General features: G+C 33.9%; 14 protein-coding genes and 1 other RNA gene. 11 read left to right on the top strand and 4 right to left on the bottom strand.

Going from position 1 to position 17516, the window contains the following annotated elements; translation table 11 throughout:
* Positions 1-25: 25 nt before the first annotated feature.
* The 9 genes from AACZ41_RS12960 to AACZ41_RS12920 all read left to right on the top strand — a co-directional run bounded on the left by AACZ41_RS12960 (position 26) and on the right by AACZ41_RS12920 (position 10724).
* The gene (locus tag AACZ41_RS12960) at positions 26-1009 is read left to right on the top strand and encodes a ThuA domain-containing protein (RefSeq protein ID WP_339628928.1); all 984 of its coding nucleotides are present in this window, start codon (positions 26-28) and stop codon (positions 1007-1009) included.
* Between the two features lie 71 nt (positions 1010-1080).
* Complete coding sequence (locus AACZ41_RS12955; protein ID WP_339628927.1) at positions 1081-2784, top strand: OstA-like protein; 1704 nt, start codon at positions 1081-1083, stop codon at positions 2782-2784.
* Between the two features lie 9 nt (positions 2785-2793).
* Positions 2794-3969: an aspartate aminotransferase family protein gene (locus AACZ41_RS12950; protein WP_339628926.1), complete on the top strand. Its 1176-nt coding sequence runs from the start codon at positions 2794-2796 to the stop codon at positions 3967-3969.
* A 102-nt stretch (positions 3970-4071) separates the two neighbouring features.
* Positions 4072-5475 carry a tetratricopeptide repeat protein gene (locus AACZ41_RS12945; RefSeq protein WP_339628925.1) on the top strand — a complete coding sequence of 468 codons (1404 nt, stop codon included), beginning with the start codon at positions 4072-4074 and terminating at the stop codon, positions 5473-5475.
* A 17-nt stretch (positions 5476-5492) separates the two neighbouring features.
* Positions 5493-6407, top strand: a complete 915-nt coding sequence (locus AACZ41_RS12940; protein ID WP_339628924.1) for a DUF368 domain-containing protein — start codon at positions 5493-5495, stop codon at positions 6405-6407.
* A 12-nt stretch (positions 6408-6419) separates the two neighbouring features.
* Entirely contained in the window at positions 6420-7433 is a 1014-nt protein-coding gene (locus tag AACZ41_RS12935; protein ID WP_339628923.1) for a DUF368 domain-containing protein, read from the top strand.
* A complete protein-coding gene (locus AACZ41_RS12930; protein ID WP_339628922.1) occupies positions 7411-8163 on the top strand; it encodes a shikimate dehydrogenase in 753 nt (250 codons plus the stop codon). Before AACZ41_RS12935 ends, AACZ41_RS12930 begins: the two co-directional genes overlap by 23 nt.
* A gap of 148 nt (positions 8164-8311) precedes the next feature.
* Positions 8312-10333 carry a DUF349 domain-containing protein gene (locus AACZ41_RS12925; protein ID WP_339628921.1) on the top strand — a complete coding sequence of 674 codons (2022 nt, stop codon included), beginning with the start codon at positions 8312-8314 and terminating at the stop codon, positions 10331-10333.
* Between the two features lie 70 nt (positions 10334-10403).
* Positions 10404-10724, top strand: a complete 321-nt coding sequence (locus tag AACZ41_RS12920; RefSeq protein ID WP_339628920.1) for a hypothetical protein — start codon at positions 10404-10406, stop codon at positions 10722-10724.
* Positions 10725-10768: 44 nt separating this feature from the next.
* Here AACZ41_RS12920 and rny read toward each other — a convergent pair whose 3' ends face one another.
* From rny to AACZ41_RS12900, 4 genes are all read right to left on the bottom strand, one after another.
* Positions 10769-12337 (bottom strand): ribonuclease Y, encoded by a 1569-nt coding sequence (gene rny / locus AACZ41_RS12915; protein ID WP_339628919.1) that lies wholly within the window; start codon positions 12335-12337, stop codon positions 10769-10771.
* A 48-nt stretch (positions 12338-12385) separates the two neighbouring features.
* A non-coding RNA gene (gene ssrS, locus AACZ41_RS12910) (6S RNA) lies at positions 12386-12495 on the bottom strand.
* A gap of 56 nt (positions 12496-12551) precedes the next feature.
* Positions 12552-12848 (bottom strand): cell division protein ZapA, encoded by a 297-nt coding sequence (locus tag AACZ41_RS12905; RefSeq protein WP_079512228.1) that lies wholly within the window; start codon positions 12846-12848, stop codon positions 12552-12554.
* Positions 12849-12860: 12 nt separating this feature from the next.
* Positions 12861-13151 (bottom strand): hypothetical protein, encoded by a 291-nt coding sequence (locus AACZ41_RS12900; protein WP_339628918.1) that lies wholly within the window; start codon positions 13149-13151, stop codon positions 12861-12863.
* 194 nt (positions 13152-13345) lie between these two features.
* Here AACZ41_RS12900 and AACZ41_RS12895 point away from each other — a divergent pair, with 194 nt between their 5' ends.
* Entirely contained in the window at positions 13346-15037 is a 1692-nt protein-coding gene (locus AACZ41_RS12895; RefSeq protein ID WP_339628917.1) for a M23 family metallopeptidase, read from the top strand.
* A gap of 5 nt (positions 15038-15042) precedes the next feature.
* Positions 15043-17508 carry a TonB-dependent receptor gene (locus tag AACZ41_RS12890; RefSeq protein WP_339628916.1) on the top strand — a complete coding sequence of 822 codons (2466 nt, stop codon included), beginning with the start codon at positions 15043-15045 and terminating at the stop codon, positions 17506-17508.
* Positions 17509-17516 lie beyond the last annotated feature (8 nt).

Below are 17516 nucleotides of genomic sequence, written 5' to 3'. Positions count from 1 at the left end.
TCAACTACTTATGAAAATCCAAAGAATGAATTTTAAATACGTTTTTATATTTTTCACTTCCATCCTTATTTCTTGTGGTGAAAAGACAAAAAAGAAAGTAGCAACTGAAGAAGATACCGACAACCCGCCCCATATAGTTTTCGTAACTGGTGAAGAGGAATACAGGTCTGAAGAATCTTTTCCGATGTTAGCAAAACTGGCAAAACGAGAACTGGGTGCCAAGGTAACTGTGCTTTATTCTTTAGATAGTTTAGGGTTTATAGATCCAAACAGAACTGACCATATTTCAGGATTAGAAGCATTAGAAACAGCTGATTTAATGGTGATTTTCACAAGGTTTAGAAACCTTCCAAAAAATGAACGGGATTATATTACCAGTTATATAGAATCTGGGAAACCTATCGTTGGTTTTAGAACAACAACACATGCTTTTAAATATGATAACGATTCAACTTTAGTAGAATTTAATGAAGAATGGCCTGCCAAAGTATTCGGCCAACAATGGATTACTCACCATGGTCATTTTGATGATGGTAAATTTCCGGTAACCGATATAACAATTGTAGAAAGTGAAGCTGAGAATCCAATATTGAACGGATTTGAAGAATTTGAAGCATACTCTTGGTTGTACCATGTAGATGGTGGAGATTGGAAACTTCAAGGAGATAGTAAACCTTTATTGATGGGACATTCGACAAAGTCACAACATGAAATCGACGGAGACCTTGACAAATTTTCTTTAGACAACCCTGTAGCATGGACCAAAAGTTATACTGGTACCTCAGAAAATAAAGCCCGAGTTTTCTTCACAACTTTAGGACACCCATATGATTTTAAAATGCCCGTGGTACGCAAGATAGCCATGAACGGAATATATTGGGCCCTAGGAAAAGAAAGTGAGATTCCTGAAGATGGTGTAAACGTAACTTTAGACGAACCATTCTTGCCAAACAATTCTGGTTTCGGACAAAAGTTCAAAAAAAACCAAAAACCCACACCTATACAATAGCTCTTTATTAAATGTATGCCAATAGTGTTATTCGCTCTTTTAAAATGTTCTATTTTTGAAAAAAAAGTAGATTGAAAACCTTTTGCGCATCCATTCTTTTAATTTTCGGTTTCTCACTTTTGGGCAAAGCCCAAGAAAAAGGTGATGAAGAAGAATCAAAACAAATTAATATAGTTTATGGAGCCAATTTCACTAAAAATGAAGTTGAATATCCAGGTGCATCCATTTTCAGTAAAGATGACCGTCAGGTTCAATTCGAACATCAAGGTGCCGACCTTTGGTGCGATGTAGCTATTTACTACCAAAAAGACAATAGGTTAGAAGCAATAGGTAATGTCATTTTGAAACAGGGAGATTCCGTTGAAATGACCAGTAAAAAAATTAATTATTTAGGAGATGTAAAACTTGCAAAGGCCTGGGGCAATGTGGTTTTGACCAATTCTGACATGACCTTACGAACAGACACCTTGCGTTTAGATCGTGAAAAACAAGAAGCTTATTATAAGGATAATGGTACTGTTATAGATTCCTCAAATACCTTGACAAGTAAAATTGGTAAATATTTCATGGAGTTAAAAAAATACCAATTCTTAGATAGTGTTCATATCCAAAATCCAAAATATACCGTAGATTCCGAACAGTTAGATTATTATCAGACATCTAAAAATGCATATATGTACGGGCCTTCAACAATTATTGGTGAGACCTATAAAATCTATTGTGAAAGAGGATTTTATGACACCAAAGTAGAAAGTGGTTATGGTATAAAAAATACACGTATAGATTACAATAATAGAATCATAGAAGGTGATAGCGTATATTTTAATAAGGTGAATGAGTTTGCTTCAGCAACTAATAACATAACCGTCACCGATACTATAAACAATGGAATCATTAGAGCACATTATGCTGAAGTATATAAAGCCAAAGATTCTGTTTTCGCAACTAGAAGAGCAGTTTCAATTTCTGTACAAGAAAGAGATTCTCTATACGTTCACGGTGACATCTTAATGGTTACAGGAAAACCAGAAGAACGCCTACTTCGTGCTTTTAGAAATGCAAAATTTTATAAAACGGACTTAAGTGGCAAATGCGACAGTATTCACTCAGAACAAAAAACCGGTATTACCCAACTAATAAAAAATCCGATTATTTGGAACGGTGCTAACCAAATGACTGGTGATAGCATACATTTAAAATCTAATTTAGAAACTGAAAAGTTAGATTCCTTAAAAGTACTTGAAAATGCCTTTATTATTTCTTTAGATAGTGTTAGTATGACTGGGTATAACCAAGCTAAGGGAATAAATCTATTCGGACAGTTTATAGAAAATGAGCTAAAAATTATTGATCTTATTCAAAATACCGAGGTTGTCTATTATATGTATAACGATGACGATGAACTAATCGGCATTGATAAAACTGTTTGTAGTAAGATTCGAATTACAATGGCAGAAAATGATATTGAAGACCTAACTTTTTATACGGATCCCGACGGGGATATATTCCCGGAAAAAGACTTGCCAGAAAACAGCAGAATCTTAAAGGGATTCGTCTGGCGTGGCGATGAACGTATTTTAACCAAAGATGATATTTTCGATGAGGATGATAATAATTTGGAACTTGTAGTTATAAAAGGGATTGACAATCCTATTGATATCGATGCAGAAGAACAGCAACGTAGCCAAAATGAAACAGATCCAATAAACAATATTTCTTCGAAAAATAAAGCCGAAAATCCAAAAAAGTCTACTATCCCTAAAAAAGTGAAATAGAAATTTCACATGAAAAAAGATTTTTTAAAATATCAAGCTCAAACTTCACCGTACCCGTTGGGAATGGAAATTTCGCATGCCCGTGGCAGTTATATCTATGATACTAAAGGCAATGCTCATTTAGATTTTGTGGCCGGTGTTTCAGCCTGTACACTTGGTCATTGTCACCCAGAAGTAGTTCATGCTATTAAAGAACAAGCAGAAAAATATATGCACGTTATGGTATATGGTGAATATGCACAATCACCAGCTACCAATTACACTAAATTATTGGCAGAGAATCTACCTGAACCTCTAAAAGTCACCTATTTGGTAAACTCGGGAACAGAAGCTATCGAAGGCGCTTTAAAATTAGCCAGAAGATTTACAGGTCGCTCTCAAATTATTTCAGCTAAATCAGCTTACCATGGTAATACTATGGGCAGTTTAAGCTTGATGGATTTTGAAGAGCGCAAAAGTGTTTTTAGACCCTTGTTACCAGATATTTATCACATAAGATTTAATAATAAGGAAGATTTACGTAAAATCACCAATAAAACTGCCTGTGTAATTTTAGAGACCATACAAGGTGGTGCAGGTTTTATTGTTCCAAAAAATGATTACTTACGCAAAGTTAAGGAGCGTTGCACAGAAATGGGAGCACTTCTTATTCTTGATGAAATACAACCAGGCTTTGGAAGAACGGGCAAATTATTTTCGTTTCAACATTTTAATTGCGTTCCAGATATATTGGTAATTGGTAAAGGAATGGCTTCAGGCCTACCTGTTGGTGCTTTTACCTCTAGTAATGAAATTATGAAAACCTTGAGTGAAAATCCTAAAATGGGTCATATCACAACCTTTGGTGGAAATCCGGTAATTGCAGCTTCTAGTTTGGCTACCTTACAAGTTCTATTGAAATCTTCTTTAATAAAAGATACCTTAAAAAAAGAAGCACTATTCAAAGAATTATTGAAACACCCAAGGATAAAAGAAATTCGAGGCAAAGGTTTAATGTTAGCTTTAATTATGGATTCTGCTGAAACAGCAAATGAATTGATATTGCGAGCAAAAGAAGAAAAACTAATTTTATTTTGGTTGTTATTCGAAAATAAAGCTGTTAGAATATCACCTCCCTTAACTATTTCAAATGCCGAAATTCGTGAAGGTTGCACTACTATTTTAAAGGTTTTAAATACCATGTAAACCACCGTTGTTAACTAATTTGTTAATAATAAAGAACCTAACAAAGGCTCAACCCCCTTACAAACACCTACTTTTAATTATCTAGTAAAACTAAAAGTTTCTATGGCGTTAGAATCTAACGAGAGACCGGACAAGCCTATTACCAAATTCGAATCAATGCTAAAGACAGACGATGTCTACTTCTTTGATGCAGAAGATTTTGAGGACATAGTGCACCACTATTTAAATCACGGTAAAATCTCTTTAGCTAAAAAAGGGATTAAAATTGGCCTGCAACAACATCCAGGTTCAATAGAGTTAAAGTTGCTTCAAGTGGAGGTTTTGGTTTTTGAAAACCAAACAGAAAAAGCGGAGGCACTTTTAGACGAATTACAACTTTTAGATAATCAGAACGAAGAAATTTATATTCAACGGGCGAATATATATTCTAAACAGGATAATCATGAAGGTGCTGTTCAACTTTTACAGCAAGCCTTAAGTATAACTACCAATAGTTTTGATATTTACAGCCTTCTCGGCATGGAGTATTTATTCATGGATAACTTCAAACAGGCCAAAGAAAGTTTTATGAAATGTGTTGAGTTTGATGAAGAAGATTACTCTTCGCTATATAACGTAATCTACTGTTTTGAGTTTTTAGAAGATTATGATGGCGCTATAATTTACCTGAACAAATACTTAGAAAAAAATCCGTATTGTGAAGTCGCATGGCATCAGCTAGGAAAGCAATATTACTATAAAAAATTATATACCGATGCATTAACAGCTTTTGATTTTGCCATTATTTCAGATGACTCATTTATCGGTGCTTATTTTGAAAAAGGAAAAGTACTTGAAAAATTAGGGAGACATAAAGAAGCAATAGAAAATTACGAGACCACCATTTCAATTGAAGACCCAACATCTCATGCATTTCTTAGAATTGGAAAATGTTATGAAAAATTGAAAGATACCGAAATGGCTAAATACTATTTCTATCAAACAGTTCATGAAGACCCATTATTGGATAAAGGCTGGTTGGCCATTACTAATTTGTATTTTAATACAAAAGATTATGAAAAGGCTGTTTACTATATAAACAAAGCACTGAATATTGATGGCGAGAACCCTTCATACTGGAAAAAATGCGCCCAGATACATACTGAGTTAAAAAATTACGACCAGGCAGATTTTGCTTTTAAACAAGCTGTAGATTTAGGTAATTATGAATTGGATACTTGGTTGAAATGGGCTGATGTTGTTCACACAAACGGAGAAACTATTGCTGCCGTACAAATCTTATCTCAAGGAAGGGAATTTTATCCTGAGAGTTTGAAGTTATTATATAAATCCGTAGGATTCCAATTACTAGCTGAAGACCTAATAAATGCTAGAATAACTTTAATGGATGCATTAAAAATTGATAAGAATCAGAAAAAACTACATCTTTTCAAGGATAGGTTTCCAGAATTTGGTAATTCAGAATGGACCCAAAAAATTGTAAACAAATACAATAAAGCCTCTTAGAACTGGTTCTACATTCCATGGAAGATAGAAAATTAAAACATTACATATTCATTACTTTAAAGGGTATGGCCATGGGCATAGCAGAATTAGTACCAGGTGTATCTGGTGGCACAATTGCTTTCGTTACTGGCATTTACGAAGAGTTCATCACATCTATCAATAATGTTAATCTAAAAACTTTAAAGGTTTTAAAGGAAGAAGGATTTAAACAGTTTTGGCAGAAATTGAATGGTAACTTTCTAGTGGCCTTATTGGTCGGTATGATGATTAGCATCTTTTCTTTATCCAAAGTTATTGCATGGCTTTTAGAGGAACATCCAATACCTACCTGGGCATTCTTCTTTGGATTGGTATTTGCAAGTGTAATTTTCGTTGCTAAGTCAATTAATAAATGGAATTTTTTAGCAATTTTTCTATTTATTGTTGGTACGGCAAGTGCATTTTTCATAACTACTTTACCACCATCTACAAGTTCAGGTAGCTTACCCTTTATTTTCATTTCTGGGGCAATTGCGATATGTGCTATGGTATTGCCAGGAATTTCGGGTTCATTTATTTTAGTTCTTTTAGGATCATACAAAACAGTCTTAGAAGCCGTAAATGATAAAGAACTTAGCATAATAGCCACTTTCACATTTGGTGCCGTATTCGGCCTTTTAAGCTTCGCAAGGATTTTAAAATGGATGTTCACTAACTATAAGGATGCTACACTTGCTATTTTAACCGGATTTATATTAGGATCATTAAATAAAATTTGGCCTTGGAAAAATGTAATCGAGATAATTCAAATTGGCAAAAAAGAAATTATAATAGACGAAAATATCTCTCCATATGCTTTTACAGGAGATAATCAATTAACCTTTGCCATTGTTGCCGCTATCATCGGTTTTTCTCTTATTTTTATATTAGAAAAATCAGCTTCAAAGAAGTAAGCGCACACCTACATGAATCAACCACGAACCTTAACCGATAAATTTTTCTTGGTCATTAAGGGGCTATGTATGGGTACGGCCAATAAAGTACCTGGGGTTTCTGGTGGTATTGTTGCTTTTGTCGGCGGTTTCTATGAAGAGTTTATTTATTCACTACAAAAAATTAACGCTAAGGCTTTTAAATTATTAATTAGCGGAAGGTTTAAAAGTTTTTACCGTTATATAAATGGTTCCTTTTTAACCCTTCTTATTTTAGGAATGCTTGTTAGTTATTTCAGCATCTCTAAAATTCTAGATTATTTTTTAGTAAAAAGGGAGCTTTTTGTTTGGGCATCTTTTTTCGGAATGATTTTAGGATCTATCTACTATATCGGAAAAGATTTTGATTATTGGAAAAAGAAAACCTTTACAGCCGCCATTATAGGTCTGAGTATCGGCGTGGCTATAAGTTTTCTTAGTCCTGCTAAAGAAAACGACGATCTCTTATTCATTTTCCTTTGTGGAATGATAAGTGTTTCCGGTATGACCTTACCTGGGCTTTCTGGGTCATTTATCCTAATATTATTAGGTAATTACGTACTATTATTAGTTGATTCGGTCAACGCGTTGTATGATACATTTTCAGAACTAATTATTGGCGATTTCAGCGTTACTTCAAATTCAGAACGACTTCATACACTTAAGATTTTAGCTGTATTCACTTTAGGTTCTGCAACTGGTCTTGTTACTTTATCTCATGTATTAACATACGTTCTTAAGCATTTTAAGCACGTAACCACAGCAACAATTTTAGGTTTTATAACTGGTTCGCTAGGTGTTGTTTGGCCATGGAAAAAAACTATTTATAAAACCGGACTAAATGGAGAAACCATATTTGACTCAAACGGAAAGCAAATAATAATGAACTATGAGCGATTTCTACCAGATATGACCACATTAGAAAATTGGATAGCCATTTTCTTTATTATTTTTGGTATTAGTATTTTGCTACTTTTAGATTGGTATGGAAAAAACAGAAAAACATAAATTTAATTTTGGTTTAGTAGGCAAGGATATTTCCTATTCATTTTCGAGAGGTTATTTCAAAAAAAAATTCGATGCGCTTGGCTTGACTAATCACTCTTATAATAATTTTGATCTACAATCAATTTCAGAATTCCCCACCATTTTTGAAAATACTCCGAACATACAAGGTATTAATGTCACTATACCCTACAAAGAAGAGGTAATTCAGTTTCTAGATGATATCGATGTGGCCGCAAAAAAAATAGGAGCCGTCAATACCATAAAATTTACTGAAAATGGTATGATCGGATACAATACCGATGCTTACGGATTTCAAAAATCAATAGAGCCATTTTTAAAAAATCATCACAAAAGAGCATTGATTCTTGGTACTGGCGGAGCTTCAAAGGCAATCGCTTTTGTATTAGAAGAACTTGGTATAGCTTTTTCATTTGTTTCTAGAAGTGGAAAAAACAAGGGTTTCAAATATCAGGAAATAACGGAAGACATTATTAGTCAGCATACTTTAATAATCAATTGTTCACCTGTAGGTACTTTTCCTAATATTAAAGAAAAACCAGCAATACCCTATAATTCTATCAATAAAGAACATCTACTTTTCGACCTCATTTACAATCCTGAAGAGACTGCTTTTTTAGCTACGGGAAAAGCAAACGATGCTACGATATGCAACGGACATAGAATGTTAGAATTTCAAGCCGAAAAATCATGGTCTATTTGGAACCAATAATTCAAATTAATTACCAAGTATGCTTTTCTCATTGCTTTGAATACCACAATTCACTCAAATTACTCATTGAAAACAAAACTAAAAAGAACCTGCAATACTTTGCAATTCTTGGGGTTGTTACTATCTTGTAAACATATAATTTAGGAATATGTCTGAGGATAAAGAACAAAAAACACCAGAAAGTTCAATAGAGCAAAAAGCTCAAACTAAAACCACTGAAAACATAGTGGAGAATAATGTAGAGCCAAATGAAATTCCAATTGAAACAATACCAGAAGCATCAACCGAAAAGGAAGTTGCAGCTACAGTAGAGACTGATGTTTTAGAAGAAATTGATGACTCTAATGCAGAGGATGCGGAAGATACCGATACGGTAAAAAGACATGATATACCCATGCCCGATTATCATGAGATGAGTATGGAGAACCTTGTAGGTGAATTGCAACGTTTAGTGAAAAATGAAAAGGTTCAAGCTATTAGAAAACATGTTGACACCATAAAAGATGAGTTCAATCAAAAGTTCGATGAGTTTTTAGAAGAGAAAAAAGAGGATTTTATATCCAATGGTGGAAATGAAATTGATTTCAGATATAATTCGGTAGATAAGAGGCAATTCAACGAAGTATATAATGAATATCGTGATAAGCGAAATCAACATTACAAAAGCTTAGAAAAAAGCCACCAAGAAAACTTAACATATCGCTTAAACTTAATTGAGCAATTAAAAGCTTTAGTTAATGTTGAAGAAGATATAAATACAACCTATAATAACTTTAAGGATATACAGGCTAAATGGCGACATGCAGGACCAATACCAAAAGCCGACTATAATAATGTTTGGAAAACATATCACCACCATATCGAAATTTTCTACGATTTTTTAAATATCAATAGAGAATTACGAGACCTAGATTTTAAGCATAACCTAGAGGAAAAAGGTAAGATAGTTGCCAGAGCTGAAGAACTTTCCCAAGAACCGGACTTAAACCGCGCTTTTAGGGAATTACAGGTATTACATAAAATATGGAAAGAAGACTTAGGTCCTGTAGGCAAAGACCATAGGGAAGATATTTGGGATAGATTTAGCGCTGCTACAAAAATTATTCATGAAAGAAGACAGGATTATTTTAAAAATCTTGATAAAATTAAGGAGGAAAATTTAGAGCGTAAAAATGCCATAATTGAAGAAATAAGCAATATTTCCGAAACCGTTTCTAACAACCACGGTACCTTACAGCAACAAATTAAAAAGATTGAAGAACTACGAGAGGCATTTTTTAAAGCTGGCCAAGTACCTCAAAAAGTAAATTCAAAAACCTGGAATTCATTTAAAGGTGCGGTACGTAAGTTTAATCACAATAAAAATGCATTTTACAAGAATCTTAAGAAAGAGCAACAAGAGAATTTAGATAAAAAAAGAGCTTTATTAGAGGTTGCCATTTCACTTAAAGAAAGTGAAGATTGGGATGCTACCACATCTGAAATGAAGCGTATACAGGGCGAGTGGAAAAAAGTTGGACATGTTCCTCGCAAGTTTTCAGATAAATTGTGGAAAGACTTTAAGAGCGCTTGTAATCATTATTTCGATAGGTTAAATGCGCTTAAAAATGATGCATTTAAAGAGGAAGAAGAGAACTTTAAACGAAAAGTCGCTTGTATTGAACGTCTTAAGAGTTTTGAATTAAGTGGTAAGCAAGAGAAGGACTTGGCTTCAATCAAAAAATTTACTGAGGAATGGAAAACCTATGGTAGAGTCCCATTTAAAAAGAAAAACATTAATCAAAAATTTGATAAAATTATTGATGCCTTATTCCTTAAAATGGGTGTTAGCAAGCAAGAATCTGAACTGTTAAAATATGGTAATAAACTTCAGCAACTTTCAAATGATGAAAATCAAGAACGTGCGATTCAAAACGAGCGTGCTTTTATTAGAAAAAAGATTGATGAGAGTAAAACTGAAATAAGACAATTGGAAAACAACTTAGAATTTTTCTCTAATGCATCTGAAACTAATCCGTTGGTTCTAGACGTAATCAAGAGGGTAAATCAGCATAAAGAATCATTAAATGCCTGGAAAAGTAAATTGAAAAAACTGAACATCTTAAAGAATAATTTAAATAAAGAGGTTGAGAAAAGTGAAGATACTGAAGAGGCAAACACAGAAGAATAACTAAACTATAGGCAATAAAATAAGAAGGCGGCCAACAATATCACATCATCAGTAGGATGAAAAATTACATATGAGTCATTTATCAATTCTAATAATTCTACTTACAAATTGGAATACTGAAATTAATTCATCAACCTATATAGATTCAATCAATCAAAAAGTAGAACTTAAAAAGGAAGTGTATTTTATCCTTAACACTAAATGCAATTTTTGTCATGCACAGAAGAAAAATAGAGTAATTTTTACTCTAGATAATATGAATAGTTTTTCGACTTCTATTGAGCAACAAGTGTTTATAAATAAGAAGATGCCAAAGGGCAGAATAAACAAGCTTAACAAGGCAGAAGAAGAAAAATTAAATACCTGGATAAATTCTTTAAATAATCCATAAAAAAAGCCTCTATTTAATAGAGGCTTTTTCTATAATATAAAATTTTACTTAGCTACATTGACAGCCCTTGTCTCACGTATCACCGTAACTTTTACCTGACCAGGATAAGTCATATCGGTTTGTATCTTTTGTGAGATTTCGAATGATAATTGCGAAGCTCTATCATCAGTGACTTTTTCACTCTCAACAATTACACGAAGTTCTCTACCTGCCTGTATCGCATAAGCTTTTTGTACTCCACTAAACCCAAAAGCGATTTCCTCCAAGTCTTTTAAACGTTGTATATATGAATCTAACACTTGTCTTCGTGCACCTGGTCTTGCACCACTAATAGCATCACAAACTTGTACTATAGGAGCTATTAAGGTCTTCATTTCAATTTCATCATGGTGGGCTCCTATTGCATTACAGACCTCCTCTTTTTCACCAAATTTTTCTGCCCATTGCATACCTAAAATTGCATGGGGCGTTTCTACTTCGTTTTCAGTATTAGGGACTTTACCTATATCATGTAATAAACCAGCACGTTTGGCAATTTTTGGATTAAGGCCTAACTCAGAAGCCATAACGCCACAAAGTTTCGCAACCTCCCTTGAGTGTTGTAATAAATTCTGGCCATAGGATGAACGATATTTCATTCTACCTACCGCACGTATCAATTCTGGGTGTAGACCATGAATACCTAAATCGATTACTGTACGCTTACCAATCTCAACTATTTCAGCTTCTATCTGCTTCTCTGTCTTTTTAACAATTTCCTCAATTCTCGCTGGGTGAATTCTTCCGTCAGTAACTAATTTATGAAGAGATAATCTAGCAACCTCCCTTCTAACCGAATCAAAACAAGAAAGTATAATTGCTTCTGGAGTATCATCTACAATTATCTCAACCCCTGTAGCAGCTTCTAAAGCTCTAATGTTTCTACCTTCTCTACCAATAATTCGTCCTTTAACATCGTCAGACTCAATATTAAAAACAGAAACACAATTTTCAACAGCTTCCTCAGTACCTATTCGTTGGATCGTATTGATTATAATTTTACGAGCCTCTTGATGTGCGGTTAACTTAGATTCTTCTACAGTTGCCTGAATATATGCCATGGCATCGGACTTTGCCGTTTCTTTTAAGCTCTCTACCAATTGATTCTTGGCATCGTCGGCAGATAATCCAGAAATCACTTCTAATTGCTGAATTTGACTCTTATGCATCTTATCTAAATCTTCATGGCGCTTTTCTAACAACTCTCTTTTTTGCTCTACTTCTTTTAATTTGCCATCTAACTGAGAATTTAATTGCTTGTTTCTAGCAAGCTCGCTACTCACCTGAGATTCCTTATCCCTAGTGCGTTTCTCTGCTTCATTTATTTTTCTATCCTTGCCATTGATAACCTTTTCATGCTCAGCTTTTAGTTCTAAAAACTTCTCTTTCGCTTGTAATATTTTTTCTTTCTTGACACTTTCCCCTTCAACATTGGCATCCTTTAATATGCGTTCAGCATCTTTTTTTGCATTTATTATGGTTTTAGAGGCTTTCCCTTTTTCCAAAAATTTTGCTATTGCAAAACCGATTGCCAGCCCAACTATTGCGGCAATAATTATCATTGTACTATCCATAGTGTAATTTATTAATAAAAAAAAGCCCACATTGGAGAAGTTTTGATCAAACTCCGGTAAACAGGTTTAGGGCTAACAGACTGATCAAGGATCCCTATACGAGTAGGGCCTGCTTTTACAATCTAAACTCACCCTTTTTAAAAAAATAAATGTTGAGTTTGTCAAAAGGTATTACCAATGTGGGCAGTAACTTAATGTATTTAAAAGAACGTTTTTATTTCATAGCCAATTTAGAGCTCACCAACTCTTCAAGCGCTTTTAAACGCTCTTCAGCTTCTTTGGTTCCCTCTGTTTGCTCTATGCCATTTTGCTCAATTTTAGAGGCAAACTGCAAGGCACACATGGCCAAAACATCTTGTTTGTCTCTAACTGCATAATTTTGCTCAAACTTCTTAGCCAACTGTTCTATATTTTTAGCGGCCTTTCGCAAACCTTCTTCTTGCGCAGGATCAATCGTTAAAGGGTAGACCCTATCAGCAATCGAAAGTTTTATTTTGAGCTTATCTGACATATTATATTAACATTATTCCGACAATTGAGCTATACAATGGTCCAACTCTCGTATCAATGTATTTATTTTAAGCTTGGCTTCTGTTTTATTGGTATTACTGCCTAGCATTGAATTTGCAAGTTTGAGAGAATTATATTTCTCTTCCCATTCAGAAACCGTTTTACTTGCGCTTTCTTGAGAAGATTTAATATGGTGCAATTCTTTTTCCAACTCCAAATTAGCATTGTTCACAACCTCAAGTTTATGCAACAATTTACTTATTTTATTTTCTAAAGAATCAACGATTTTAATCAACTCGCTCATACATCAAAGTCAATGCGATTTACACAAAGTTAACATAGATTCGATGACTTAGCAATAGTTTTGTGAAATATTCCTAAATCAGTACAACTTAAATTGATAAACGAATATGATACAGCTCTTTATTATAATTTTAGCGTAGGCAACTCAGGAGAATTGTTATTGATTAATTATTTTAGCACTATTGCTATCTACTTATGAGAAAAATATCACTTGCCCTTCTGTTATTCTTTTGCTTTACCCTTGTTGCACAGGAAGAGTATCCTAAAGATGCATTTAGACCACCTATGGATATTCCTATTATTTTAGCAGGAACCTTTGGTGAGCTTCGCTCAAATCACTTTCATTCTGGCATTGATATTAAAACACAACAACGCGAAGGCATACCGGTCATGTCAATTGGCGATGGTACCATTACACGAATTAAAGTTTCATTGTGGGGTTATGGAAAAGTATTGTACATAGCGCACCCAAATGGCTATACTTCGGTATATGGCCATCTTCAAAAATTTTCCCCTTCTATAGAAGCATATATTAAGAAGTTACAGTATGATAAAAAATCTTTTGAGGTTGAAGTTTTCCCTGATTATGGAGAATTAAAGGTCAATAAAGGCGAGCTTATTGCATATAGTGGAAATACTGGTGGTTCAGCAGGGCCTCATTTACATTTTGAAATTAGAAGCAGCATATCGGAAAAGCCAACCAATCCTTTATTATATGGCATAGATGTGGCCGACGCTACCAACCCTATTTTAGAGAAACTCTTTATTTATCCTTTAACAGATAAATCGCATGTGAATGGCAATGAAGAAAGAACACAAGTTAATTTCAGTAGAGAAAGTAATGGAACCTATTTAGCAGATAAGGTTACTGCTCTTGGCAACATAGGAATAGGGTTTATAGGCTTTGACCGTCTAGATATGGCTGCGAATAAAAATGGAGTTTACTCAGTAGAGCTTAGTGTTAACGGCAAAATATATTCTATTTATGATTTCGAATCTTTCACTTTCGGTGAAACTAGATATATAAACACTCTTGTCGATTATGATTATTTGGGCAGAAATGGGCAACGTATACAGAAAAGCTTTAAATCGGCCGGTAATAATTTAGGTATCTATAAAGAATTATACAATAACGGAAAGATTGACATTAGCGAAGGGTTGAGTTATACTGTAAAATTATTAATTAAAGATTATGCAGGTAACAAAACAGTACTTAACATACCAATTGAAGGGGTGAAAAACAATGAAGATAAAAACCAAGAAATAGAAATCACCGAAAATTATGTAATTGCCAATAAGCCGAATAATTTTGATTTAGGCAGCGCCAAAGTTTATTTTCCCACCAATACTTTTTACGAAGATTTCTACATCGATTTAAAAAAAGGAAATGATACTGTTACTATTCACAATAACAGAGTACCAGCCCATAGAAATTTCACTATTACTTTTGATGCTTCGAAATATCCAAAAGAAATTCAAAAACAATTATTCATTGCAAGACTAGATTCTAAACTCCAACCTAATTATACCAACACCTATAAAAGAGGTGACGTATTTACAACTCGTACTAGAAATTTAGGAACATATACCATAGCAAGAGATTCGGTAGCCCCAACCATTCGAACTAAAAACTTCAAGGAAAAACAATGGTTGAATAATTACAAATATTTAAGTGTACAAATAGCTGATGATCTTAGTGGTGTTGATACGTATTCAGCAACTTTAAACGGGGAATGGATATTAATGGAATACGAGCCAAAACGAAGAACATTAACTTACAATTTCGATGATAAGATTGCTGATCAGACGCAATGTGTCCTTAAAGTTACCGTTACTGATAATGTAGGTAATGAAAATACCCTTACCACATCTTTTTATAGAAAATAGTATACTTGAAACATTATAGCATTCTAGGCCTTTTCTTATTACTGTGCAATGCTATTAGTTTTGCTCAAAACGCTACTATTTCGGGTATTGTTCTTGATGAGAATAATCAACCCTTGGCAGATGTAAATATTTTAACCGAAGGAGTTGGCACAATAACCTCACCTGACGGATTTTATGTTCTAGAAATAACCGCGGATATAGAAAACACGATTACCTTCTCTCATATTGCCCATAAGGATGTAATACTGAAAAATTTATTACTGACAACAAACGAAACTTTTGAATTTAACCCTGTTCTAAGAATAGATGTCATTCAGATAGACGAAGTATCGGTATCTGCTACAGGGCAACGAACGTTAGAAAATATTATAAATATTACGCCAGAAACCATTAGGAAAATTCCCGGTACAAATTCTGGGGTAGAAACAATCTTAAAACTGTTACCAGGTGTATCATCAAACAATGAACTTAGTACACAATATGCGGTTAGGGGCGGTAACTATGATGAAAATCTTGTATATGTGAATGAGATAGAAGTTTATAGGCCTTTTTTAATACGATCAGCACAGCAAGAAGGACTCAGTTTTGTAAATAGCGATTTAGTTAAAGATGTAAAATTTTCAGCAGGTGGTTTCCAAGCAAAATACGGAGATAAATTAGCTTCCGTTTTAGATATTACATATAAGACCCCTACTTTATTTTCACTACGTGCTGACTTAAGTTTTCTGGGTGCCAGCGCGAGTCTTGAGACAGTTTCTAAAAACAATAAATTTAGTTCCGTTTCTGGGATTCGATATCGTAACAATTCGTTGTTGGTAAATAGTCAGCAAACACAAAGTAATTTCACTCCGTCTTTTACTGATGTGCAAAGTTACTTGACTTATACTGTCTCATCTAAATTACAACTGAACTTTTTAGGCAACTTGGCTGTTAATGATTATACCAACGAACCTTTAAATAGGCAGACCAATTTCGGCACCTTAGAAAATCCGCAAGCATTGGTAGTCTATTACCAAGGGCAGGAGAAAATCAGATATACCACAGCATTAGGCGCCTTAAAAGGAAGTTATTTTTTAAATGAAAATACTACGTTAAAACTAATATCATCTATATACCATACAATCGAAGAAGAATATTCAGATTTAATTGCATCGTATGAACTAGGGGAAGTCGACAATAATTTAGGTAGTGATTCGGCTGGTGAAGTTCTTACTTCACGCGGTATCGGATCTCAATTTAATCACACGAGAAATGACCTAGATGCACTTATCTTTAATGTGGAACATAAAGGTTCTCATTCTATGAATAATTCTGTTTTAGAATGGGGCGCTAAATACACACATGAAGATATAAGAGATCAATTAAGAGAATCTGAATTTATAGATTCCGCAGGATTCTCTATAAGACCTCCAAGAGCTGAATTCATTAATAATCAGCCAGCAGAACCATTTAAAGCTCCTTTAGTAGCCTATAATGGCATTAATGCTTTGAACTTTGTAAAGACAAATCGATTTTCTGGTTTTGTTCAATTAGGTACACAAAAAACTTGGAAAGACACAGATATCTACTATAATATAGGGATACGTTCTCATCATTGGACGGTTAGTGGTACCGATGTTGAAAAAGTATCACAAACTGTCATTAGCCCTCGGGCACAAATCGCCATAAAACCTAATTGGGATAAGGATATGTTATTTCGTTTATCTACAGGTCTATATCATCAACCTCCTTTTTATAGAGAATTAAGAGATAGTTCAGGAACCATACAACCCAACGTAAAAGCGCAAAAAGCCTATCATTTAGTGGCAGGCAATGAATACAGTTTTTTATTATGGGAACGCCCATTCACTTTAATCAGTGAGGCATACTATAAAAAATTAGAGAATGTAAATCCGTATACTTTAGAAGACGTGCGAATTCGCTATACTGCAAATAATGATTCAGAAGCCTATGTATATGGGGCTGAAGTGCGAATGAACGGAGCATTTGTACCAGGTACAGAATCTTGGGTAAGTATTGGATACTTAAAAACTGAAGAAAATAGAAATAACAGAGGGTACATACCTAGACCTACAGACCAGCGCTTAAAATTGGGGATTCTTTTTCAAGATTATATTCCTACAATTCCTGATTTAAAAATGTATTTGAACCTAGTTTATCAAACAGGAGTTACTGGTGGGTCACCAAGTTATGCAGACCCATACATTTTTCAGAATAGATTAAGAGATTATAAACGTGCAGATTTAGGAATTTCCTATATTTTTGTAAGTAAGGATAAACAATATCCAGTAACACACTGGCTCAATTCTTTTAAAGAAGTAAGCCTTGGTTTCGAAATATTTAATTTATTCAATAATCAAAATTCAATAACAAATACTTGGGTGAGAGACGCAGACAGTAAGAACGAATATGCGGTTCCTAATTATCTAACATCAAGAGTATTAAATTTAAGATTAGGAATACGCCTTTAAAAAAATAA

Source organism: uncultured Maribacter sp. (assembly GCF_963974015.1).
Lineage (GTDB): Bacteria > Bacteroidota > Bacteroidia > Flavobacteriales > Flavobacteriaceae > Maribacter.
Note: the sequence above shows the minus strand (reverse complement) of the source record. Positions and strands in the feature narration are given on the sequence as shown.